Source organism: Prochlorococcus sp. MIT 1323 (assembly GCF_047304905.1).
GTDB lineage: Bacteria > Cyanobacteriota > Cyanobacteriia > PCC-6307 > Cyanobiaceae > Prochlorococcus > Prochlorococcus marinus_D.
The window spans coordinates 1531842-1552163 of the sequence record NZ_CP138973.1; the positions used below are offsets into that span (position 1 = coordinate 1531842).

Here is a 20322-nt window from a genome sequence, read left to right on the forward strand (position 1 = left end):
ATTGGATCAAGATCTGTTCACATACCAGGGAGATCAGGAGCTAAAGCGCCATGCACCACTAGCTGATCGTCTGCGCCCTAGAACCCTGGAGGAATTTGTTGGCCAGGGTTCGATCCTGGCTGAGGGTCGTCTCCTACGCCGAGCCATTGCTGCCGATCGTGTAGGCAACTTGCTGCTACATGGTCCTCCAGGTGTTGGTAAAACCACCCTGGCCAGGATTATCGCTGGCCACACCCGTGCTCACTTCAGCAGCCTCAATGCTGTTCTGGCAGGGGTCAAAGACCTTCGCCAAGAAGTAGACGCAGCCAAGCAGCGGCTGGAGCGACATGGCTTACGCACGATTCTGTTCATCGACGAAGTCCACCGCTTTAACAGTGCCCAACAAGATGCCCTGCTGCCGTGGGTAGAAAACGGCACCGTGACACTGATCGGAGCCACAACAGAAAACCCCTATTTCGAAGTCAACAAAGCGCTGGTAAGCCGCTCCAGGCTGTTCCGACTGCAGGCCCTCGAAAGTGAAGATCTTCATCGCCTCCTGAAACACGCGCTTCAAGATTGCGAGCGGGGCTATGGCGATCGTCAGGTCATGCTCAGCACAGCAGCTGCAAACCATCTCGTCAATGTCGCCAACGGCGATGCTCGCAGTCTGCTCAATGCTCTCGAACTCGCTGTGGAGAGCAGCCGTCCCAATGAACAGGGCTCAATCCATATCAACCTTGCCATCGCTGAAGAATCAATTCAGGAGCGGGCAGTTCTCTACGACAAGCAGGGGGATGCCCATTTCGACACCATCAGCGCCTTCATCAAATCACTACGAGGCTCAGATGCCGACGCAGCTCTGTTCTGGCTAGCGCGCATGGTGGAGGCTGGTGAAAACCCACGCTTCATCTTCCGCCGCATGCTCATTGCCGCTGGAGAGGACATTGGCCTCGCTGATCCCCAGGCGATCGTGGTTGTAGAAGCCTGTGCTGCAGCCTTCGAGCGAATCGGCCTACCGGAAGGTCTCTACCCCCTGGCACAAGCCACCCTTTACTTGGCCTGCGCCGAAAAAAGCAACAGTGTGCTGGGTTTCTTCGAAGCCCTGCGCACGGTTCGTGAGGCCCAGCATCAGGACGTCCCCAGCCATCTCCGCGATGCCCATCGTGACGGAGCAGCATTTGGAGATGGTGTCGGCTACCGCTATCCCCATGCTTTTGCAGAACACTGGGTTTCACAGCAATACCTACCCACCTCCCTGCAAGGAGAAGTCTTCTGGCAACCGAGCCAAAAAGGTTGGGAAGGGCACCGGCGCCTGCTCATGCTGGAACGAAGGGCAGCACAGCTCGCCGCAGCAAGCGAATCAGCCCAGGAGAACCCATTGCTCATTAGCAGTGGTCCAGAAACCCCTGAACTAGAGAGATGGGTGCAACGCCAGCTCAGCCAAGATGGAGAACGCCTCAACCACCTGCGCGAACGCCTCTGGTCGGGAGTGACTTGCCAACGCCACCATCGAGTTCTGATGATGGGTGGACGCTCCTTGCTCTGGGCACTCGATCCGCTTCAAGCAGTGCCTGAAGGAGGCGTCACAATCCTCTGCGCAACAGCGCAGGATCAGGCGCGCCTAATCGCTCAGCTCGATCTGCTCGACCCAATCATCCGCCCTGAACTGATCGATGGAGGCAACGATGCACTCCAAGACTTACCAGCACAACATCAGTTCGAATGGATTGGGGGACGTCTCTCCAACCAAGACATTGCAGATACAGAACAGAAAAAACTTTGGAGCCTGATCAGCCAGCGATGCACCAATGAAACCGGTCTAAGGCTCCTGATCAGCCATGCAGACATCGGGCCGGCCGAGGCCCTACTGCAATTACTAGAGAGCAAAGGAACCAATCCCGCGGAGAGAAACCTGCTAACACCACTCATCGCTCGCGAAAAGATCTGGCTTGAAAGCCAGCGCCTCGATTCCCTCCTTGCACAAAACCTGAAGGAGTGCGGCTGGCAGCTCACCTGGGAGAGATGGGAGGAACGCCTGACGCTGCAGGTGGATGAGGGCCTTGAGCATCGCTGGCTCAGCGAAGGGCGACCCTACCGAGACCTAGTAGCGACCAATGCATCATTAGAGGTTCTGGAAAACCTGACGCTCATGCTCCGGCGCACGCGAGGACAACAACTACCCCAACGCCTGATCCATCAACGCATCATCGGCAGCCGAAGGCTCCACTAACACTGCCAAGCCATCGGGAAGAGCAACAGCAATAAAAAAGCCCCGGTGATGCCGGGGCTTGAAAAATATTGTCAAAAAAGCCTAACCAAAGACCTTGAAGAAGGCATTTTTTAGTTAGTAGAAAGTAGTCTCACCACCCATTGGAATTGATGTCTTACCCCCATAAATCCATCTAGGTGCAAGTTGGTTGGCCTGAACACATGCAGGTAAGAAGACATACCAAGACAATAGGGAGGTGCATTGAGCGTCACCCTGGCACTTGCCATCTGCACAAACATTCTGGCTGCCATCAAAGGTGCCACAGGTGTCAGCCAGACGGAAGGAAACTGGCAAATTGGCCATAATTCCAGCTGAAGAAATACTGCCATCAGCGGAATCAGCAATGATTGCGGCACGTAACCCCTGCACAGCCGTATCAGTCATTTTCCAATACGGGAAATAGCTCTTAGTCTGATTCTTAAGGAAGGCAACTCCATCATCGGAGTAGAGGAAACGAGTGACGTCAATGACTTCGACGTCATAGGTTTTGGTCATACCCTGCTGAATTTCATCAGCAGACCAACCTGAGCGGTCAATTCCTTGGTCAAGAGCCCGATCAAGATTAGTCTCACCAGTGCTCAAGAAAGTTTCAAAATCATTGGAAGTAGTAGTCCAAACGGCACCACCGGAGTTCCAGCGAACGGGAGCATCAGTTTCTGCCTGAGCTGGCATCGCTAGGATCGACAAAGAGGCACCGGCAAGCAAACCGGCAGCAAGACGAGTGAACACGGACGATTGAGAATAGATATCCAATTTAAACTAGCCGCAAAAGATAGGTTCGCCAACACAATCGCCTTATCAATTCCCAAGCTTATACTTTTGTAAACAGCTGCGACAAGAGTCCCAATTGCCATGATTCATACTTAAAGATCAAGAATCTCTCTTCATATAATCAACACAGGTCCTGAAGAAATGAAGATCGAAATATTCAGATCTTTTTTAAAGGCAAAAATGCACTCCATCCATCTGGGCAACTACCCAAAAAGGGTTTCTTCAACCTGGAAACATTGCCTCTGCAATGAAGTCTCTCGAGCCTAGTGCCGCTGCTGTCACGACGAACAATGGCTAAATAGGCTTCCTCACCATGTTGAGGAGCCAGCCACAACATGGTGAGGTTTTTTGATCGTTGCACATGTGCGATGAGAGGTTCTCCGACAGTCAGGCCCAGCTCATCCAACGACGAGGCAAACTCACCCCAATAGAAACGTGTCATCTGAGCTCGGGTGAAAGACAACAACAACGCTTCGGCCTCGCTGCGCAGGTTGAGAGTGGCCTCCCGTTCCGCCAAGCGAGACGTCACATCTTCACCACTCGACCAAGTTCCAGAAACCATGAGCGCCTGCTCCTGATGCATCCCCAACAAACCCATCACTGCCAAAAGGACTGCAGCTAAAAGCGATGGGGCTTTCTGTGAGCTCAGCATGCCGAGCATGAGCGTCTCAACAATGACCCTCAAACTAAGCAGAGCATTGGGGAATTAGACATCGCACTGAAATCACTCACCACCGCCATGCTCCAAATGTTGTGATGAATTCGATGAACATCGACCTGATGCCCCAATAGTTCATGAACAGCAAACGCAGAGTCGACCCCACAACGCCAATGAATCAGATCCGCCGCCAGGCTGCCCCGCTGCCATTTAATCGCTGCTTCTTTACTTAGCCATTGCTCAAGCACGGCATCCCGCAAAGCCGCACCCCTCAAATGGCAGAGAGCTGCCTGATCGTCAGCACAGAAATAACGACGTGCAAGCAACTCCGCAGCAATAGGACGGTCACTACGCTCCAAATCCACCCCGACCCGTTGCGGCGACCAACCCAACAGCAGTGCATCTTGACAGTGACTAAAGCTGATGTATCCCCAGCCATTTGCCAGCTCTGGAGGTTTGCCTGGAGGGGCCTGCAATGGAATCTCAAGTGCAGACACTTGCCACAGGTCAGCGAGGGCATGACGTACATAGCCACGAGACTGCCTGAACTGCCTTGATCTCCGCGCAGACAATCGCCCAGCCCATTGCTCCTCCTCCGTACTGATAGGCATCAAGGAAGCCTGCATCGGAAATAACCACAACGCCAGTACGCTTCTGCTATTGAGTTGAAGCGGCATCAATGACCCTGCAGATTGGTGATCCAGCACCAGATTTCAATCTCCCCAATCAGGACGGCACCCTCGTTCAGCTGGCATCACTAAGAGGTCAAAGGGTTGTGATCTACTTCTATCCGAAGGACGACACCCCTGGCTGCACGAAGGAAGCCTGCAATTTCCGAGACCAATGGGAACGCTTCGAGGCCAATGACATCAAGGTGCTTGGTATCAGCAAAGACGGTGCTACATCCCACACCAAATTCATCAACAAGTATCAGATTCCTTTCACCCTTCTTAGCGACACGGAACCCTGCCCAGTGGCCAGCTCCTACGAAAGCTATGGGCTCAAAAAATTCATGGGGCGCGAATACATGGGCATGATGCGCCATAGCTTTGTCGTAGATCCAAAGGGCAACCTGGAACTGATATATCTCAAGGTGAAAGCCGCAACCATGGCCGATCAAATCCTCAAAGACTTGGGGCTCGACTAATCCGATCGTGCACGTCAACCATCCCCTCCAAAACAAGATTCGGATGATGAACCACACCGAGCCCCCTCTGACTGAGTGCTTCCTGAAGAACCGAGGCATCACCTCCACACAACCAAAGCGGTAGTTCCGCCTCACGCTGAGCCTCTAGAAGAGTGCCAAGCAGTGCCTGGAGGCTGCCCCGACGCATGGCCTCGGCCGTGGAGAAAGGAAATGGTTCAGCACTAACTGACCCAATGCCTGGATCAATCAGACCTTGGGTTCCCTGCGCCATGGCACTTAGCTGCAGACGTAAACCAGGCACCAACTGTCCACCAGCGAAATCACCAGCCGCCGTCACTCGCGTCAAGCTCAACACGGTGCCGGCATCAGCCACAAGCAGGCCTGAAGACGACATCCCGCTGATGTGAGCTCTTCTCAACGCACCCCAGGCCGCCAAAGCTCGATCAATGCCGAGCCATTCAGGCATTCGGGTTAAGGGCACATCCCCCAACCCCAAGCGCCGGTTCGGATCCAAGACAACTCCCGCAGGGATCGGACCAACAGCAGCCCATGCCACAAGAGGGGCCTCAAGGGTTTGAAGCTTGAGCGGATTGGGAACGCTATGGCAAAACTGCCACGTATCCGCCTGATACTCGGCCCAATGCCAGCGACTGTTGCCAATCAACAGGCAATGCCTCAAAACCTCCACCTTTAGATGCCTTCGCCCAACACACCTGGGAGGTGAAGGCCGCATTCCTGCTTAAGACCTCCAAAGCGTGTCTCTCGTCCAGATGCCTCCCCCCCATCGGGAGCACTGGAATGCAAATCGCCGACCGTGGAGTAACCCTTTTCAAACAGAGGATGCTGCGGCAACTGATGCTCCTGCATGTAATAGAAAACCTCCTTCGGAGTCCAGTCGAGTAAAGGCCTCAATGAAAGGCGATCACGAATCAGGTCCAAAAAAGCCATTGAGCGCCGATAGTCGGTCTGATCACTGCGCACCCCACTGGCCCAGCAATGCACATGGAGATCATCCAGAGCCTGCTCGAGGGGCTCCACCTTGCGAATTCGGTGATATGTCTCCAGATCCTTCACCGAGCCTGTCTCCCAGAGCCGGCCATAGATAGCCTCCATCCGAGCGGGAGACATTGGGCTTTGAACCACCTTTAAATCCAACCCAAGCTGACGCGTGAGCTGATCGGCATAGAGATAGGTCTCAGCTGGTAGATAGCCCGTATCCACCCAGACCACAGGGACCACAGAACCACCATCAAGACCATGGAGCATGTGCAGCAGAACAGCTGATTGAATGCCGAAGCTCGATGTCAGAACAAAGCCTTGACCAAACTGCTTCAGTGCCCACTCAAGACGTTTCTGGGCAGAAAGCTTGGCAAGGTGTATCCGAGCATCCTCCAGAGGCATCTCGAGAAGCGAGGCAACCTGCACACTCGGAGATTGGCCTGCCTCAGTAGACGTGGCAGTGGTCACCGTATCAATGGAGCCATCAGTCATCTCCCCATTCTCCAATGTCGCCGTCCACAACAGAGTGTTTAAGGTTCCAGAATCATCCCAGGCTCGTCGCGCATGATCCCCAACCCGTCAAACGCCAATGCCGTGGTGGTTGTCGGAGGCGGATTTGCAGGGCTAACGACCGCGCTCGCTCTCAGCCACTGCCAACCTCGCCCTCCCATCGTGCTGATTGAACCGCGCCAGCGGTTCGTCTTTCTCCCCTTGCTTTACGAACTCTTGAGTGGAGAGCTTCAGGCTTGGGAAGTCGCACCTCCTTATCACTCTCTACTCAGTCAACGCGGTATTGCCCTTCTCGAAGACCGGGTTGAAAGCATCGACACCAAAGCGAAAACAGTCACCACCAGCTCAGGGCTCAAGCTCAACTACGCACAACTTGTACTCAGCACTGGCTCAGCTCCAACAGATTTCGACATCCCAGGGGTCCGTAAACACGCCCTGATGTTTCACCGTCTCAACGACGTTGACGTGCTGCGACAACGAATTAAAGAACTTCAATTACGTAGAAATCCTCGTCAGGCCCTTGTGATTGTTGGAGCGGGACCAACTGGCGTGGAACTGGCCTGCAAGCTGGCAGATCTCCTTGACGGTGCTGCTGAACTCCACCTCATTGAGCTTGGCGAACGGGTTCTGCCCAGTGCGAAAGCCTTCAACCAAGAACAAGCCGAGCGAGCACTCAGCGAACGTGGTGTTCACGTTCATTTGCTCACGCAAGTTCGAGCCATCTCGACAGACCAGGTTGAACTCCTAAGCAAACAGAAGGAACCTGCCATCAGTTCAGCAATAACGCACAGTGGTCTTGTTTGGACAGCCGGCACAAGACCAGTCATACCAGCACTCATCCCCGACTTTGTCCTTACCGAAGCAAGACTGCCTATCGATTCGTGCCTACAAGTGATCGGACTCAGTGATGTGCTTGGCCTTGGCGATGCCACTTACAACAAAGACCACTCCTGGCCCTCCACAGCCCAGGTAGCACTTCAACAAGGGGAGATCGCGGCTCGAAACGTGATGGCACTACGAGCAAGCAGTCCTCTCCAGCCTTTTGAATTTAAGGATTTTGGCGAAATGCTCAGCCTGGGAGTAGGAGAAGCCTCCCTCACCGGCATGGGTTTCACACTCGCAGGTCCTCTGGCTTTCCAAATTCGCCGGGGTGCCTATCTAACAAAACTACCTGGATTGTCTCTAGGCCTGCGCTCAGGCGGGGCCTGGCTGCTTGGACATTGAAACAAGCCCACCTAGCTGGTCGCACCAAGGGACTACGCCCTTCACAACAAAGACAATTAGAACGCCTCAGCCACCGCCGGCATCCCGAAAGGGAAGGCGCCGATCAGCTAACCCTGGAACGGCTAGCTGAACAGGTGCTTGAGCTATGCCAACCACTCCATTTAGTGCTGGATAGCCGTGGATTGTGCCGCCTTCTTTGGGTCGGACCTCTCGATGGATCGGGGCAACTTCTCGCCCATCTTCCTGAATCACCCCGTCGCAAGACCGCTGGATGGCGCTTAATCAGCTGCTCTCTAACACTTCAGCGAAACAACCTCAGGCCAGAACAACATGATGCAATCGTGGCACTCGATCTAGCACCGAACTCCTGGCTACGTTTTGCCCCCACAGCAGATCGAGGAGGTCGCAGGATTGCTGCCCTCTGGCAACCAGATCCAAAGGAGATCTCGGGATGGAGCTTGATCGAAGCCAACGGACTCAGCGAGCTCTGCCAACACAGCCAAGGATCAACCGCCAATCCAGAAGTCAACCCCCTACCCTCAAAGGACAGTAGGGAACGGGTCCTACTACTGACCCTTACGGGACCAGAGCAAAGCCGCAGCGAACGCGACCTTGCTGAGCTCGAGGGGTTGGTGCGCAGTGCAGGGGGGCATCCTGTAGCAGTTGTGCGACAAAAGCAGGGGGCTCCTAATCCTCAGACCCTCTGGGGCAAGGGGAAACTACAAGAGACAGCCTTGGAAGTTCGGCGACATAGCGCTTCGCTAGTAATCACAGACCGTGAGCTCAGTCCTGTTCAAGTCAGGAATCTGGAGCGATATCTCGACTGCCCTGTCATGGATCGCAGTGAATTAATCCTAGACATCTTTGCCCAGCGCGCCTCTAGTGCAGCCGGCCGCCTTCAAGTGGAACTAGCCCAACTTCGCTATCGCATGCCAAGGCTGATGGGGCGAGGTCGCAGCCTATCCCGTCAGGGAGGTGGCATCGGCACACGCGGGCCTGGCGAGACCCAACTCGAGAAAGACAGGCGTGCCATTACAAGACGCATCGAGCACTTGTTACGTGAGGTACGGCAACTGCAAAACCATCGTGCCCGACTTCGCAACCGCAGGGAAGGTCTGCCAAGGGTTGCACTCGTGGGTTATACCAATGCGGGGAAATCATCCCTACTCAATGCTCTCTGCAGTCGAAACGAGCACAGCAAAGTGCTGGCAGAGAACAAATTGTTTGCAACCTTGGATCCAACCACCCGCCGATTCTTGATTCCTCAGACAGGTGGGAAACCCCTTGAACTGCTTATCACAGACACTGTGGGCTTCATCCGTGAACTGCCAGCGCCATTAGTGGAAGCCTTTCGGGCCACTCTGGAGGAAACTCTGGAAGCCGATCTCCTCCTCGTGGTGGTGGACTTGTCAGACACAGACTGGCAAGCCCAACTGGACACAGTGCATCAGTTGCTTAACTCCCTTGGCGCAGAATCAATCCGGCAGGTGATAGCCAATCAAATTGACCGCTGTGATAGCAGTGCCCTTGAGACAATCCGCAGCATCGACCCGAAGGTGATTTATCTCTCCGCTGCATCAGGTGCCGGGCTGCAAGGACTCAAACACTGGCTGAAGGACCAATTCTGGGGTCACAAAGCAGAATCGGCCCCTCTGCATTCTGCAAACACCTAACTATGGCTGTGCTGAGCACCGCTATTCAAAACCCCCAAGCCCTCATCACCCTGGCGGTGTTATTGCTGGCGGTGGTGCTTTTCATCAGCGGTGCCCTCGCACCTGAACTCACTGGCCTGCTGAGCATGGCACTGCTGATGGCCACCGGTGTCCTAACTCCCCAACAAGCCCTGGCGGGATTTGGCAGGCCTGCCCTAATTACGCTGATGGGCCTGTTCGCCGTCTCTGCAGCCTTATTCCGCAGTGGTGCCCTGGATCGCGTGCGCGAATTGATCGCATCCGAGCGCATTCGCAGCCCACGCCGGTTGATTGCCTTGCTGGGCCTAGTGGTCGCTCCCATTTCGAGTGTGCTGCCGAACACACCCGTCGTCGCCTCGTTGCTACCTGTCATTGAAGCCTGGTGTCATCGACGCCGGATCTCTCCTTCCAAGGTCCTGCTGCCACTATCATTCGCAGCGCTTTTCGGCAGCACACTCACACTGCTGGGGAGTTCAGTGAATCTGCTGGTCAGTGACATCAGCGAGCAACTGGGCAATGGATCTCTAGAACTCTTCAGCTTCACGGCCATCGGAGTGCCGATCTGGCTCGCCGGAACCACCTATCTCATGCTTGCCCCTCAGGCCCTTTTGCCAGACCGTGGCAGCAACAGCGATGAACTAGGAGACAACAAAGACCAGACTGGTTACTTCACAGAGGTCACCATCCCTCAGAACTCGCAACTGGTAGGACAATCCCTGCACAACAGTCGTTTACAACGTCGTTTTGATGTAGACGTGCTGGAACTGCAAAGAGGTCGAGAACGACTCCTACCGCCCCTGGCTGATCGCAGACTTGAACCTGGCGACCGACTTCTCCTCAGGGTCACCCGCGCAGACCTACTACGTCTCCAACAAGAACACAACGTACAGCTAGCAACAAGAGAGTCGATCGCTCCGTCCTCACTTTCCCCATCTAGCCTGGGCGAAGGGCAAAGAACTGTGGAAGTCCTCCTACCGGCAGGCTCAACTTTGGCTGGTGCAAGTCTGCGTGAACTGCGATTTCGGCAACGCCACAACGCCACAGTTCTTGCTCTCAGGCGTGGTCAGCAAACAGTGCAAGAGCGTCTTGGACAAGCTGTACTACGCGAAGGCGATGTCTTACTGCTGCAAGCCCCACTGGACTCCATTCGCGGCCTGCAAGCCAGCAATGATTTGCTGGTCCTTGATCAGCTGGAAAACGACCTCCCCACAGTGCGCCGCAAACCACTGACCATCATCATTGCTTTGGCCATGCTGATCATGCCGACGGTGACTGCCCTGCCACTGGTGGCAGCGGTCCTACTTGCTGCAGTCGCGATGGTGGCAGGAGGATGCCTTCGCCCAGGGGAACTTCAGCGATCAATTCGTCTCGATGTGATTCTGCTGCTGGGGTCGCTCTCCAGCTTCAGCGTGGCAATGCAGAAAACCGGCCTGGCAGATGCTCTGGCAAGCAGCTTTGAAACCTTGCTGAATGACTGGTCCAACTACTTAGCCTTACTAGTCATCTTTCTGGTCACCACGCTCCTCACCCAGATGATGAGCCCAGCCGCATCCGTCGCACTACTTGTCCCAGTGGCCATCCAACTCGCACCTGGACTAGACCTTGTACCCAATGCACTGGTCTTCACCGTGCTATTTGGTTCAAGCCAGTCTTTTCTGACACCAATGGGGCATCAGACAAACCTGATGGTGTTCGGTCCTGGGCGTTATCGATTTCTGGATGTAACCCGTTATGGAGCTGGCCTAACGGCCCTGATGACCGTGATGATTCCTGGGCTAATCCTTTGGCATTTCGGCGGATCTTGAATACAGCAGAACTGTGCCAGCATTTGCAGAATCTGGTTCTATCCGTCTGGGGAGAATCCTCAGGACAACCTTTGACTCTCGTCGCAATAAAGCGGGAACCCATCGGTGCCATTTCCTAAAGCCGTCCATCGCACTCAGGATTTGTACCGTCGCCTTACGGTTCCTCAATTCACTGTGGTCACAGGTTTACTGGTGATCCTCGCTGGGACTCTGATTCTCGCCACTCCGGTCTGCTCCAACGCCAAGGTGGGATTGTGGGAAGCACTGTTCACGGCGACCTCAGCAGTGACCGTAACTGGACTTTGCATTATTGATATCGGACAAGATCTAACCAACGTCGGCCAGGGGGTTCTTGCAGCGATGATCCTTGCAGGTGGACTTGGGCTGATGGCTATCACCACCTTCTTACAAGGTTTTGTGGTTCGCGGAACTGAACTGAGATGCAGGCTTGATCGAGGCAAAACCCTCGATGAATTCGGGGTTGGCGGCGTAGGCACGACTTTTCGAGGCATTGCCCTCACCGCAACAGTGCTGATCCTGATTGGCGCGATCGTGCTCTACATCTTTGGCTTCAATGACATCACCAACCATGGAGAGCGACTTTGGGCTGCACTTTTTCACAGCATCTCTGCCTACAACAACGCCGGCTTCGGCCTCTGGTCTGACAGCCTGGAGCACTACCGCAGCAATGCGGTAGTCAATAGCGTGATCATCGTCCTGATCGTTCTTGGTGGACTGGGATGGAGAGTCACCAGTGATCTCTGGAGCAATCGCAAACAGCTACAACGCCGCAACCTCAGCCTGCATACCCGTCTGGTCATTCGCACATCCCTGATCCTGATGCTGATCGGAACCATGGGGCTAGTGATCACTGAATCACTAAGCCAAGACCACTTCCTCTCAAGCATCGGTTGGTCTGAGCGACTGATGAGCTCGCTATTCGGCTCTATCAGTGCCAGAACCGCTGGATTTACCACCGTGAACCTCTCTCTCGAGAGCATTTCCGATTCAGGGCTACTTCTGCTAATGGCACTGATGTTCATTGGAGCTAGTCCCGGAGGTACTGGCGGTGGCATCAAAACCACCACCCTGGCCGCCTTAATGGCCGCCACCCGTTCAACCCTGCGTGGCCAGGACGATGTCGTCATCCGTAATCGTCAGATTTCCGACAAGGTGGTCTTGAAAGCCGTCGGCATCACAGTGGCATCCCTGCTTTTCGTGCTTGTGATGGCCTTATTGCTGGGTATGTCCAGCAGCCTGAATGGAGAGCAAGCCTTCACCTTTCTAGAAATGTTATTCACATGCATTTCAGCCTTTGCCACTGTGGGGTTCGATGTTGGCGTCACCCAGAATTTGAGTCATTTCGGACAACTCGTGCTGATCGTCGGCATGTTTGTGGGACGACTCGGCATCCTTCTGCTACTCAGCGCAATCTGGGAAGCCGTTAACAAAGATCGGCTCCACCGTCAAAATCGCATCGGCTATCCGCGAGAAGATCTTTATGTCTGAACTTTGGTTTGCTGAGAAAACACAATGAAAGAGTGGTGGAACTGGTCACCCCAACAAGGCACCCCTCAGCTTGGCTTTGCAGTAGTGGGAGTAGGGCGCTTCGGGAGCGCCGTCTGTCGTGAACTCATGCAAAACGGTGCAGACGTGCTGGCGGTTGACCGTTCAGAACGATCTATCGAAGAGCTGAGACAACTGGAGCCGTCGATCGAAGCAAGAGTTGTGGACTGCACTGACGAGGAATCGATGCGAGAAGCAGGTGTGCTCGAAATGGGCACCGTTGTCGTGGGCATCAGCGAACCAATCGAAGCAAGCATCACAACCACGCTGATCGCCAAGGACAGCGAGGGCAGCAAAGTGCAACAGGTGATTGCCCGAGCCACCAGTGACCTACACGAAAAGATGTTGAAGCGGGTTGGCGCTGATCGGGTGGTGTTCCCCTCGAGGATGCAGGGGGAGCGGCTAGGTCTTGAATTAGTGCGGCCCAACCTGATGGAACGCTTGGAACTTGATGACCAAACCTGCATCGAAGAAATCAAGGTTCCCGATCTGTTTGTTGGACATTCCCTACGAGACCTCAACCTACGCAAGAACTACCTGGTAAACGTTCTGGCAGCTGGCCCAACCAAGGGACTGCACGTCAACCCTCCCGCAACGTATGTGCTCGAAAAAGAGCATGTGCTTGTCGTCATGGGATTGGTGGACGACCTCAAGAAACTTCCCAAAACCTGACTTCAATGCGCGTACTGGGGCTGATGAGCGGCACCAGTGCTGATGGTGTTGATGCAGTACTTGCTGAGTTCAGTGGTTCACCATCTGAACCAAAATGGTCGCTACTGAATCTTGTCTGCACCCCCTACCCAGAGGATCTTCGCCAAACAGTTGTCAACGCAGGACAAGGCATCAGGCTCAATAGCCGTGAATGGCTCGAGCTATCTGAGTCCATCACCGAGGTGCATGCTCAAGCAGCTCTGGCCTGTGACCCCAGCGCACAAGCTGAGCTCGTGGGTTCTCACGGTCAGACTGTTTGGCATCGTCCTCCTCAAAAGAATCATCGCGGCGCCAGCTGGCAAATCCTGCAAGCCCCTCTACTGGCTGAACTGCTCAAGCGCCCTGTTGTTCATGACTTCCGAGCCGCAGACCTGGCACTAGGAGGCCAGGGAGCACCTTTGGTACCTATGGCAGATGCCGCACTGCTAGGTCGAGTAGGGGGCTGGCGTGGGGTGCTCAATCTTGGAGGGATTGCCAATCTCACCCTGATTCCTCCCCGCAGCGGTCCGGATCGCCTTGCTTCTGTTATGGGCTGGGATTGCGGCCCAGCCAACAGCCTGATAGATCTTGCTGTTGAACAGATCAGCAAAGGCAAGCTTGCCTTTGATCATGATGGAAGCATCGCTGCCAGTGGGCATCCACATACGACCACGATCGAACGCTGGCTGAAGGAAGCCTTCTTCCAACTCCCTCCTCCCAAATCAACAGGCCGGGAGCAATTTGGGCTTGCCGATCTAGAGCAGCGCCTAAAGGAACTCCCCAAGCTGTCGACGGCCAATCGTGTCGCCACATTGACCGCTTTCAGCGCAGCCGTTGTGGCACAGGATCTGGACAATCTGCGCATTAGAAATCTGGTTCGCCCCCTGGAACTCATTGTTGCTGGTGGAGGAAGCCGAAATCCTGTGCTGATGAACGAACTAAGACAACGCTGCCGTGGCATGCGACTCCTCAATAGCGATGAGCTGGGCCTCAGCGCTGAAGCCCGAGAAGGTCTTGCCTTTGCATTACTGGCCTGGTGGCATTGCCTCCAGCACCCAGGCAACGCTCCTGCCATAACAGGGGCCAAGCGTGCGGCAGTTCTTGGTGTGAGAGCTGATCCAGCCTGATTCGCCAAGCAGTTCATTGAAGAACCACGAAGACCACCAAGCTCAAGAGGGACGATAGAGGCGGAGACGGCGCGGAGCGCCTCTTAAACGCCTGGGCTGTTGAGCTTCAAGAGCCGATCGAAAGCCTTCTGTACTCGCTAGCGATGGGGCTGAGAAGACCGAACTCTGCTCCTGCTCGTAACGCTGAATACCCTGCTGAATAAGCACTTTGGCCATATTGCTAACGGTGCGGGACTCAAGCTCGGCAAGAGCTGTGAGGCGCACACAAAGCTCTTCAGGCAACACAACCTGGACTCTCGGAGACTTGGGCTTCCCACTGGATGAAGTTTGACGGGTAGCCACGACCCTAAAAAAGTAAGTGCTACTTACAAGTGTACAGAGGTATGCAAGGATAGTATCCAGCACTATGCTGAGACCACAGTTCGGAATGGTCTATTCCGATGACCCAGTTCAACAATTCCATGGACCGTCGAAATACCCAATGCTTTTTCAGCCCTAAAACTCAAGTACCCCCCTCATTCGACTAACAACCAGACATCAGGATTGCCCCATGGACCAACCCACACTTCCAACTTCAACTCGCTTCAATCCACCTCAACAGGCCAACAGCCCTGTCAAGCCAAACAGCCCTGTCAAGCCAAACAGCCCTGTCAAGCCAAACAGCCGTATCAAATCAAGCAAGGGTCGGCGTTTAAGCCGAAGCCAAGAAAATAGCGATGTGCTGGTATCAGCTGTAATTAGCAGCTATCTGCTCACACATCTCCATCAAGTCTTGCAAAGGGCGGAATACGGCGCCGCTCAGGACGGACGCGAATCCCAGGCCAAAAATTTCGCCCAACTGCGCAAAGTCCTCTGCATGGATGCCCGCAGCATGAAAGACGCGTCAGCAACAGGCATGACAGAAGTTGATGTAGAGCAAGCAGCATGAACCAAGAATCAGGTCAAATCACTTCAGGCTGAATACAGTTGCAACAGACACTTCCCTTCTGATGAGCAGCAACGCTGCAGTGCTCTACGAACGTATTCAGAACAATCCCGAACACACCAAAGCCCTTTTTCGCCAGGCACTCCAAGATCCTCAGGGAGCCTTGAAGGCAATCTGCGATCTTGGGCACAGCATGGGACTCCCTGTCACGCCTGACGAAGTAAAAGCGCACTTGGCCAGCCTCGATGACGCTGACACCAAGCAATGGCTCATCAAGGCTCGGGGGGGGCTTTAAGAGCAGGCTCTAATTCACGCGAGCGACTTTCTTCTACTTGTGAGGGATTGACGTTTTGCATGCCTCGACGGTCGTAACCACCACCCCCTGCCAAACTCCAAAAAAACCAGTAACTAGGGATCGCTAGGCCAGCAGCAAGCACAACAGCCGTAATTTGTTCGAATTTCACCATGGCCGGTGATCCGGAATGGATATCCTCCAGTCTGCCCGTATACGAAGCGGGATGATGTTCTTGCGGTTGCTTTCCCACGGTGCTGCGACTTGAGCACGTCAACAAGGTCTACCCCACGCATGAAGTCCTCAAGGATGTCACCTGGGAAATCAAGCCCGGAGACCGAATCGGACTGGTAGGCGTCAATGGGGCTGGCAAATCCACACAGCTCAAATTAATCGCGGGACTCGAAGAAGCCAGCAGTGGCCAGATTGTGCGCCAGGGGAACCCACGCATCGCCTACTTACAACAAGAGTTTGATGTTGATCCCTGCCGCACAGTGCGAGAAGAGCTCTTTCAAGCCTTTGGTGAGGCCGCTGCCGTTGTCCATCAACAGCGACTCGTAGAAACCGCCATGGCTACAAAGCGGGCTGCAGAAGACAGCGTTTTTCTCGACAGCCTGATCAAAGACCTAAGCCGTTTGCAGAATTGCTTTGAAGCCCTACACGGCTATGAGCTTGAGGCTCGAATCGAAAAACTACTGCCAACACTCCATTTCACATCAGATGGGGCCGATCAACGGGTAGGGGACTATTCCGGGGGATGGCAAATGCGAATTGCTCTCGGCAAGATCCTTCTTCAAGATCCTGATCTGCTCCTGCTCGACGAGCCCACAAACCATCTGGACGTAGACACCATCCAGTGGCTGGAGGACTATCTGCTCAAACAGACCGCCGCCATGGTTGTGATCAGCCACGACCGGACGTTCCTCGATCGGATCTGTACCCAAATCGTGATTACTGAGAGAGGCATTTCGCGCACCTATCTCGGTAACTACACAGCACATCTTGAGCAGAAGGCACTCGAAGAGGAAGCAACTCAAGCTGCGTTTGAACGCCAGCAGAAAGATCTCGCCGCCCAACAGGCCTATGTCGATCGATTCAGGGCAAGTGCCACGCGCAGCACCCAAGCCAAAAGCCGAGAGAAACTCCTCGAGAAAGTAGAGCGAATCGAAGCTCCAGTGAAGAGTGTCAGCGGCCCCAGCTTCCGCTTCCCAGACGCTCCACGATCCGGCCGACAGGTGGCTGTGATCAAAGACCTCAGCCACAGCTACGGAGACAAGATTCTCTTCCTCGGCGCCCATCTGGAGGTGGAACCCGGCGATCGGATTGCTTTCATAGGCCCCAACGGCGCAGGCAAATCCACTCTGCTGCGTCTGATCATGGGCTTGGAAGTTGCCGATGACGGCAGGGCTTCCCTCGGAGAACACAACGTGACAGCTGGCTATTTCGAACAGAACCAAGCAGAAGCTCTGGACCTGCAGAAAACCGTCATCGACACAATGTTTGAAGCCGTCCCGGACTGGACCCAAACCCAGGTGCGCTCTCTACTCGGCAGTTTCTGCTTGAGCAATGATGCTGTTTTCAAAAACGTCGAAAATCTAAGTGGTGGAGAAAAGGCTCGCTTAGCCCTAGCCCTAATGCTGGTCAAACCCTGCAATTTGCTGGTACTCGACGAACCAACAAACCACCTCGACATCCCTGCCAAACAGATGCTGGAGGACGCACTGCAGGCTTACGAAGGCGCCGCCCTGCTGGTCTCTCATGATCGCTACTTCATTTCCCGTGTAGCCAATCGCATCGTGGAATTACGCGATGGCGAACTGATCCTTTACCGAGGCAACTACGCTTATTTCCAGGAAAAAAAATCAGAGGAACAAGCCGCAGCCGCGGCGGCAATGACCCTGGCAGAAAAAGAAGTCAAACGCTTAGCCAATCGCGATCGCCAAAGGAAGCGTCAAGCCAGAAAAAAAGGCTCGGCTTAAACCCAAAATCTATCCGTTTGGCAAAAAAACTTTAAAGAAGGTTAGGCAGGAAGACTCATTTTCCTTTGAGCACAGCAAATATGTGCATAAGCTGACTTCACAGCCATGTGTACTTGATGACAAGCGTCCCTACCCAACGTGCCGAAGACCTTCATATCTCCAACTCGACTAGCGACGCAAACCATGAGCATGAGCAAACTTGGGATGCCGTTGAGACCTACTTCGAATGCATCACCACCTGCTCGCTGGATGACGGTGAATGCATCACCCGTTGCGTGGAGCAGTTACGAGACACTGACGAATGAATAGCTTCTAGCCCCAGCCGCAAAATGAGATTGCATCACTACCCGCTCATGGGCTGAACATATCTTAGATCCTTTTGTAGAGCCTGAGACTGGACTAGTCGGGAGCAGTGCACATAACAACAGGGTCAAGGTGCCTGCATCGCCGTCAGCTCCACTGGTGTAACCGCCAGCTCAATCCGACTGTCGCCCCGGATTAATCCAAAAATGATTGGTCGCCCAACTCCATGACGATCAATCGCGCTCACGACCTCAGCAGGCCCATCAATCGGTAACCCTTCCACCGAAACGATCACATCATCAACCTTCAACCCTGCACGCGCTGCAGGCCCACCCGGCACCACGGAACGAATCACAGCACCAGGAGAGTTGGCTTCCCCAGAACGGGCAGATAGCACCGGCGAGAGACCTACACCCACCATCGGATGACTGGCCCGTCCTCGCTCCACCAGCTGCTGGGCGATGGTCCTAGCCCTATTAATAGGAATAGCAAAACCCAGCCCAGCTCCTGGTCCAGAGCGAACGAGTGTATTGATACCCACCACATTGCCCTCAGAATTCAACAGCGGTCCTCCTGAGTTGCCTGGATTGATAGCAGCATCGGTCTGAATTAAATCCAACCGCTTGCCAGAGATCCCTAGCTGAGAGACGTTGCGGTTGAGGTTGCTGACGATTCCCAACGTCACCGTATTTTCAAGGCCAAAGGGGTTGCCAACAGCTATGGCCCAATCCCCGACCCGAAGCTGGTCCGAGTCTCCCAATGGGGCTGTGGGCCAAGGCCCCGAGCCATCCAACTGCACTACAGCCAGATCCGTAATCTTGTCCTGGCCAACCAGTCGCCCAGGCACCCTTCGACCATCTGGCAATCCCACCATCAGCTGATCGGTCTTCTCCACGACATGAGCATTGGTGAGAACCAATCCTTCCGCCGAAAAAATCACACCACTTCCCTGCCCTCGTTCTATCCGCGAGCGGGGAGCGACTCTGCCAGGCAAACCAAAGAAATGTTGAAACAGCGGGTCTGCTAATAGCCCCTGAGGCAGACCAACCATGCCCATAGAACGGACCGTCCGACTCGTCTCAAGAGTCACCACAGCAGGGCCGCTGCGAGCCACGGCATCCGCTACAAACGACTGCTTGGATAAGGCTGTCGCGGCTGATGCCCCCTGCAGCGGTTGAGGGGAAAGTCCCGACAACACAGGCAGACAAACCAATCCAGTGCCAAGCAGAAGAGCACCACGGAAAACCCTGCTCAAACCTGAGGATTGGCTGGATAACCGCAACTCTGCGGAGGATTCCTCAAGTAACGCAGACATTGGCCAAACGACAATCAATTCATGACTTTGACCGTAGACAGAGCTCTCTCAAACAACAGTGTCAATCCTTGACAGAGCTGTGACCAAATACGCCTGAGCTCGTCTTCATGAAGCTTCATTCCCCCACGGAACAGCTCAACAAGGTCCAAACTGAATGAACTGTTGCAACAAATCCTGGGCGCTAATCAGCCCTTTGCCTGAGTTTCGTGAAGTTTGAAAGGCCTGAGCTTTGCCAGCGCCTCGTGATTAGCACGATCATTCAAAGGCAAGCAATGATGAACGCAATGTGGCGACCACCCAATCGCCTTTATCGCAAACCATGAAGACGTCATGGAGAACCCCTTGTTCCCGATCCTTTACGGCGCTGCCTTCCTGATCCTGCTGTGGCAAGCCTTCCGCGTAATGGGGAAGGGTTTCGGCGCCGCCCAGCAACCCATACGTAGCCAACCAATTAGGAAGAACTCACAAGGTGATCGCACCGGTTTGGTGACCGTTCACCCTGAATTACTAGACCAGGAAGGCCGCCTCACAGAAGAAGAGCTCCTCACAGTTCGTTTCTCAGGAGACAACGAGCCACCCCAGTCAACAGAAACTCCTGCTGAATAAATTAGAAAGTCAGTGTCAAAGGTCGGCACTGGATTGGACTCGATTGGGGAAGCCCTGGTGGATCAAAGAACGCGCATCGTGGCTGCAGTCATCAAAGCAGTGAAGTTGCCTCCGCGGTTTCGACTGCGGCTGGTCAAAGAAGATCCCGTTCGGCTTGAACTAAGCCTCACCCCTGCTTACGGCAAACAGCCGATCCAAGTGGGATTGGTCGAGTCTCTTGACCTGGTAGCTCGGCGCGATCGAGAAGGACGCATCCCTAGAGACTTGCAGGGAACATGGGATTGGACGGTCCGACACGGCGACGTAAGCACCGGGGGATGGAATCCCTTTCTCAAGGAAGCACTACAAACCATGTTTGAGACAGGGCTACCAGCCATCGTTTATGAAGAACTCACAGGCGAGGACTATCACCCCGTTGACGGCACCCGCCACGTGCGCTGACTGTGAAGGATGTGAAGCCCTGCGA

Annotated in this window: 22 protein-coding genes; 14 read left to right on the plus strand and 8 right to left on the minus strand. The window is 54.4% G+C overall.

The window, feature by feature from the left end; genetic code table 11:
• The first annotated feature begins 1 nt into the window (after position 1).
• The gene (locus SIB68_RS07560) at positions 2 to 2209 is read left to right on the plus strand and encodes an AAA family ATPase (protein WP_063399076.1); all 2208 of its coding nucleotides are present in this window, start codon (positions 2 to 4) and stop codon (positions 2207 to 2209) included.
• Between the two features lie 114 nt (positions 2210 to 2323).
• Here SIB68_RS07560 and SIB68_RS07565 read toward each other — a convergent pair whose 3' ends face one another.
• The 3 genes from SIB68_RS07565 to SIB68_RS07575 all read right to left on the minus strand — a co-directional run bounded on the left by SIB68_RS07565 (position 2324) and on the right by SIB68_RS07575 (position 4288).
• Positions 2324 to 3001, minus strand: a complete 678-nt coding sequence (locus SIB68_RS07565; RefSeq protein WP_063399077.1) for a hypothetical protein — start codon at positions 2999 to 3001, stop codon at positions 2324 to 2326.
• A gap of 175 nt (positions 3002 to 3176) precedes the next feature.
• Positions 3177 to 3671, minus strand: a complete 495-nt coding sequence (locus tag SIB68_RS07570) for a thymidylate synthase (RefSeq protein ID WP_236068786.1) — start codon at positions 3669 to 3671, stop codon at positions 3177 to 3179.
• A gap of 29 nt (positions 3672 to 3700) precedes the next feature.
• On the minus strand, positions 3701 to 4288 hold the full coding sequence (locus SIB68_RS07575) for a 4'-phosphopantetheinyl transferase family protein (RefSeq protein ID WP_236068787.1): 588 nt from the start codon (positions 4286 to 4288) through the stop codon (positions 3701 to 3703).
• Between the two features lie 68 nt (positions 4289 to 4356).
• On the opposite strand from SIB68_RS07575, the gene bcp reads away from it, so the two are divergent.
• Complete coding sequence (gene bcp / locus SIB68_RS07580) at positions 4357 to 4824, plus strand: thioredoxin-dependent thiol peroxidase (RefSeq protein WP_011824944.1); 468 nt, start codon at positions 4357 to 4359, stop codon at positions 4822 to 4824.
• On the opposite strand, the gene SIB68_RS07585 is transcribed toward bcp, so the two are convergent.
• Positions 4802 to 5557, minus strand: a complete 756-nt coding sequence (locus SIB68_RS07585) for a type III pantothenate kinase (RefSeq protein WP_063399079.1) — start codon at positions 5555 to 5557, stop codon at positions 4802 to 4804. The two genes, bcp and SIB68_RS07585, sit on opposite strands and share 23 nt — an antisense overlap.
• Positions 5515 to 6315, minus strand: coding sequence for a phosphoadenylyl-sulfate reductase (locus tag SIB68_RS07590; RefSeq protein WP_063399098.1), 801 nt, complete (start codon positions 6313 to 6315; stop codon positions 5515 to 5517). Before SIB68_RS07590 ends, SIB68_RS07585 begins: the two co-directional genes overlap by 43 nt.
• Before the next feature lie 72 nt (positions 6316 to 6387).
• Between SIB68_RS07590 and SIB68_RS07595 the strand changes: the two genes are divergently transcribed.
• The 6 genes from SIB68_RS07595 to SIB68_RS07620 all read left to right on the plus strand — a co-directional run bounded on the left by SIB68_RS07595 (position 6388) and on the right by SIB68_RS07620 (position 14436).
• Positions 6388 to 7557, plus strand: coding sequence for an NAD(P)/FAD-dependent oxidoreductase (locus tag SIB68_RS07595; RefSeq protein WP_063399080.1), 1170 nt, complete (start codon positions 6388 to 6390; stop codon positions 7555 to 7557).
• Positions 7554 to 9230 (plus strand): GTPase HflX, encoded by a 1677-nt coding sequence (hflX, locus tag SIB68_RS07600; RefSeq protein WP_063399081.1) that lies wholly within the window; start codon positions 7554 to 7556, stop codon positions 9228 to 9230. The genes SIB68_RS07595 and hflX overlap by 4 nt, the downstream gene beginning before the upstream one ends.
• Before the next feature lie 2 nt (positions 9231 to 9232).
• Positions 9233 to 11053 (plus strand): SLC13 family permease, encoded by a 1821-nt coding sequence (locus tag SIB68_RS07605; protein ID WP_063399082.1) that lies wholly within the window; start codon positions 9233 to 9235, stop codon positions 11051 to 11053.
• A 105-nt stretch (positions 11054 to 11158) separates the two neighbouring features.
• On the plus strand, positions 11159 to 12562 hold the full coding sequence (locus SIB68_RS07610; RefSeq protein ID WP_063399083.1) for a TrkH family potassium uptake protein: 1404 nt from the start codon (positions 11159 to 11161) through the stop codon (positions 12560 to 12562).
• A gap of 24 nt (positions 12563 to 12586) precedes the next feature.
• A complete protein-coding gene (locus SIB68_RS07615; RefSeq protein ID WP_011824937.1) occupies positions 12587 to 13291 on the plus strand; it encodes a potassium channel family protein in 705 nt (234 codons plus the stop codon).
• Between the two features lie 5 nt (positions 13292 to 13296).
• Positions 13297 to 14436 (plus strand): anhydro-N-acetylmuramic acid kinase, encoded by a 1140-nt coding sequence (locus tag SIB68_RS07620; protein WP_063399084.1) that lies wholly within the window; start codon positions 13297 to 13299, stop codon positions 14434 to 14436.
• A gap of 42 nt (positions 14437 to 14478) precedes the next feature.
• On the opposite strand, the gene SIB68_RS07625 is transcribed toward SIB68_RS07620, so the two are convergent.
• Positions 14479 to 14778, minus strand: coding sequence for a ribbon-helix-helix domain-containing protein (locus SIB68_RS07625; protein WP_063399099.1), 300 nt, complete (start codon positions 14776 to 14778; stop codon positions 14479 to 14481).
• A 208-nt stretch (positions 14779 to 14986) separates the two neighbouring features.
• Between SIB68_RS07625 and SIB68_RS07630 the strand changes: the two genes are divergently transcribed.
• Positions 14987 to 15364 (plus strand): hypothetical protein, encoded by a 378-nt coding sequence (locus tag SIB68_RS07630; protein WP_063399085.1) that lies wholly within the window; start codon positions 14987 to 14989, stop codon positions 15362 to 15364.
• Between the two features lie 61 nt (positions 15365 to 15425).
• Positions 15426 to 15656, plus strand: a complete 231-nt coding sequence (locus SIB68_RS07635; RefSeq protein ID WP_063399086.1) for a hypothetical protein — start codon at positions 15426 to 15428, stop codon at positions 15654 to 15656.
• Here the strand turns inward: SIB68_RS07635 and SIB68_RS07640 are convergent.
• Positions 15634 to 15828, minus strand: coding sequence for a hypothetical protein (locus SIB68_RS07640; RefSeq protein WP_063399087.1), 195 nt, complete (start codon positions 15826 to 15828; stop codon positions 15634 to 15636). The genes SIB68_RS07635 and SIB68_RS07640 overlap by 23 nt on opposite strands.
• A 79-nt stretch (positions 15829 to 15907) precedes the next feature.
• On the opposite strand from SIB68_RS07640, the gene SIB68_RS07645 reads away from it, so the two are divergent.
• Positions 15908 to 17632 carry an ATP-binding cassette domain-containing protein gene (locus tag SIB68_RS07645; protein WP_063399088.1) on the plus strand — a complete coding sequence of 575 codons (1725 nt, stop codon included), beginning with the start codon at positions 15908 to 15910 and terminating at the stop codon, positions 17630 to 17632.
• Between the two features lie 116 nt (positions 17633 to 17748).
• A complete protein-coding gene (locus SIB68_RS07650; protein WP_063414238.1) occupies positions 17749 to 17937 on the plus strand; it encodes a hypothetical protein in 189 nt (62 codons plus the stop codon).
• A 125-nt stretch (positions 17938 to 18062) separates the two neighbouring features.
• Here the strand turns inward: SIB68_RS07650 and SIB68_RS07655 are convergent, their stop codons facing one another.
• A complete protein-coding gene (locus SIB68_RS07655) occupies positions 18063 to 19250 on the minus strand; it encodes a trypsin-like peptidase domain-containing protein (RefSeq protein ID WP_063399089.1) in 1188 nt (395 codons plus the stop codon).
• 330 nt (positions 19251 to 19580) lie between these two features.
• Here SIB68_RS07655 and SIB68_RS07660 point away from each other — a divergent pair, with 330 nt between their 5' ends.
• Both SIB68_RS07660 and SIB68_RS07665 read left to right on the plus strand, forming a co-directional pair.
• Entirely contained in the window at positions 19581 to 19856 is a 276-nt protein-coding gene (locus SIB68_RS07660) for a DUF2973 domain-containing protein (protein ID WP_011131004.1), read from the plus strand.
• Between the two features lie 57 nt (positions 19857 to 19913).
• Positions 19914 to 20297 (plus strand): hypothetical protein, encoded by a 384-nt coding sequence (locus tag SIB68_RS07665; protein ID WP_036911765.1) that lies wholly within the window; start codon positions 19914 to 19916, stop codon positions 20295 to 20297.
• Positions 20298 to 20322: the final 25 nt, after the last annotated feature.

What these genes read in the sequence shown, in the direction of transcription:
- SIB68_RS07570 (WP_236068786.1), bottom strand. Translation starts at nt 3,671, where the DNA reads ATGCTGAGCTCACAGAAAGCCCCATCGCTTTTAGCTGCAGTCCTTTTG.
- SIB68_RS07575 (WP_236068787.1), bottom strand. Translation starts at nt 4,288, where the DNA reads ATGCCTATCAGTACGGAGGAGGAGCAATGGGCTGGGCGATTGTCTGCG.
- bcp (WP_011824944.1), top strand. Translation starts at nt 4,357, where the DNA reads ATGACCCTGCAGATTGGTGATCCAGCACCAGATTTCAATCTCCCCAAT.
- SIB68_RS07585 (WP_063399079.1), bottom strand. Translation starts at nt 5,557, where the DNA reads ATGCGGCCTTCACCTCCCAGGTGTGTTGGGCGAAGGCATCTAAAGGTG.
- SIB68_RS07590 (WP_063399098.1), bottom strand. Translation starts at nt 6,315, where the DNA reads ATGACTGATGGCTCCATTGATACGGTGACCACTGCCACGTCTACTGAG.
- SIB68_RS07595 (WP_063399080.1), top strand. Translation starts at nt 6,388, where the DNA reads ATGATCCCCAACCCGTCAAACGCCAATGCCGTGGTGGTTGTCGGAGGC.
- SIB68_RS07605 (WP_063399082.1), top strand. Translation starts at nt 9,233, where the DNA reads ATGGCTGTGCTGAGCACCGCTATTCAAAACCCCCAAGCCCTCATCACC.
- SIB68_RS07615 (WP_011824937.1), top strand. Translation starts at nt 12,587, where the DNA reads ATGAAAGAGTGGTGGAACTGGTCACCCCAACAAGGCACCCCTCAGCTT.
- SIB68_RS07620 (WP_063399084.1), top strand. Translation starts at nt 13,297, where the DNA reads ATGCGCGTACTGGGGCTGATGAGCGGCACCAGTGCTGATGGTGTTGAT.
- SIB68_RS07630 (WP_063399085.1), top strand. Translation starts at nt 14,987, where the DNA reads ATGGACCAACCCACACTTCCAACTTCAACTCGCTTCAATCCACCTCAA.
- SIB68_RS07635 (WP_063399086.1), top strand. Translation starts at nt 15,426, where the DNA reads ATGAGCAGCAACGCTGCAGTGCTCTACGAACGTATTCAGAACAATCCC.
- SIB68_RS07640 (WP_063399087.1), bottom strand. Translation starts at nt 15,828, where the DNA reads ATGGTGAAATTCGAACAAATTACGGCTGTTGTGCTTGCTGCTGGCCTA.
- SIB68_RS07650 (WP_063414238.1), top strand. Translation starts at nt 17,749, where the DNA reads ATGACAAGCGTCCCTACCCAACGTGCCGAAGACCTTCATATCTCCAAC.
- SIB68_RS07655 (WP_063399089.1), bottom strand. Translation starts at nt 19,250, where the DNA reads ATGTCTGCGTTACTTGAGGAATCCTCCGCAGAGTTGCGGTTATCCAGC.
- SIB68_RS07660 (WP_011131004.1), top strand. Translation starts at nt 19,581, where the DNA reads ATGGAGAACCCCTTGTTCCCGATCCTTTACGGCGCTGCCTTCCTGATC.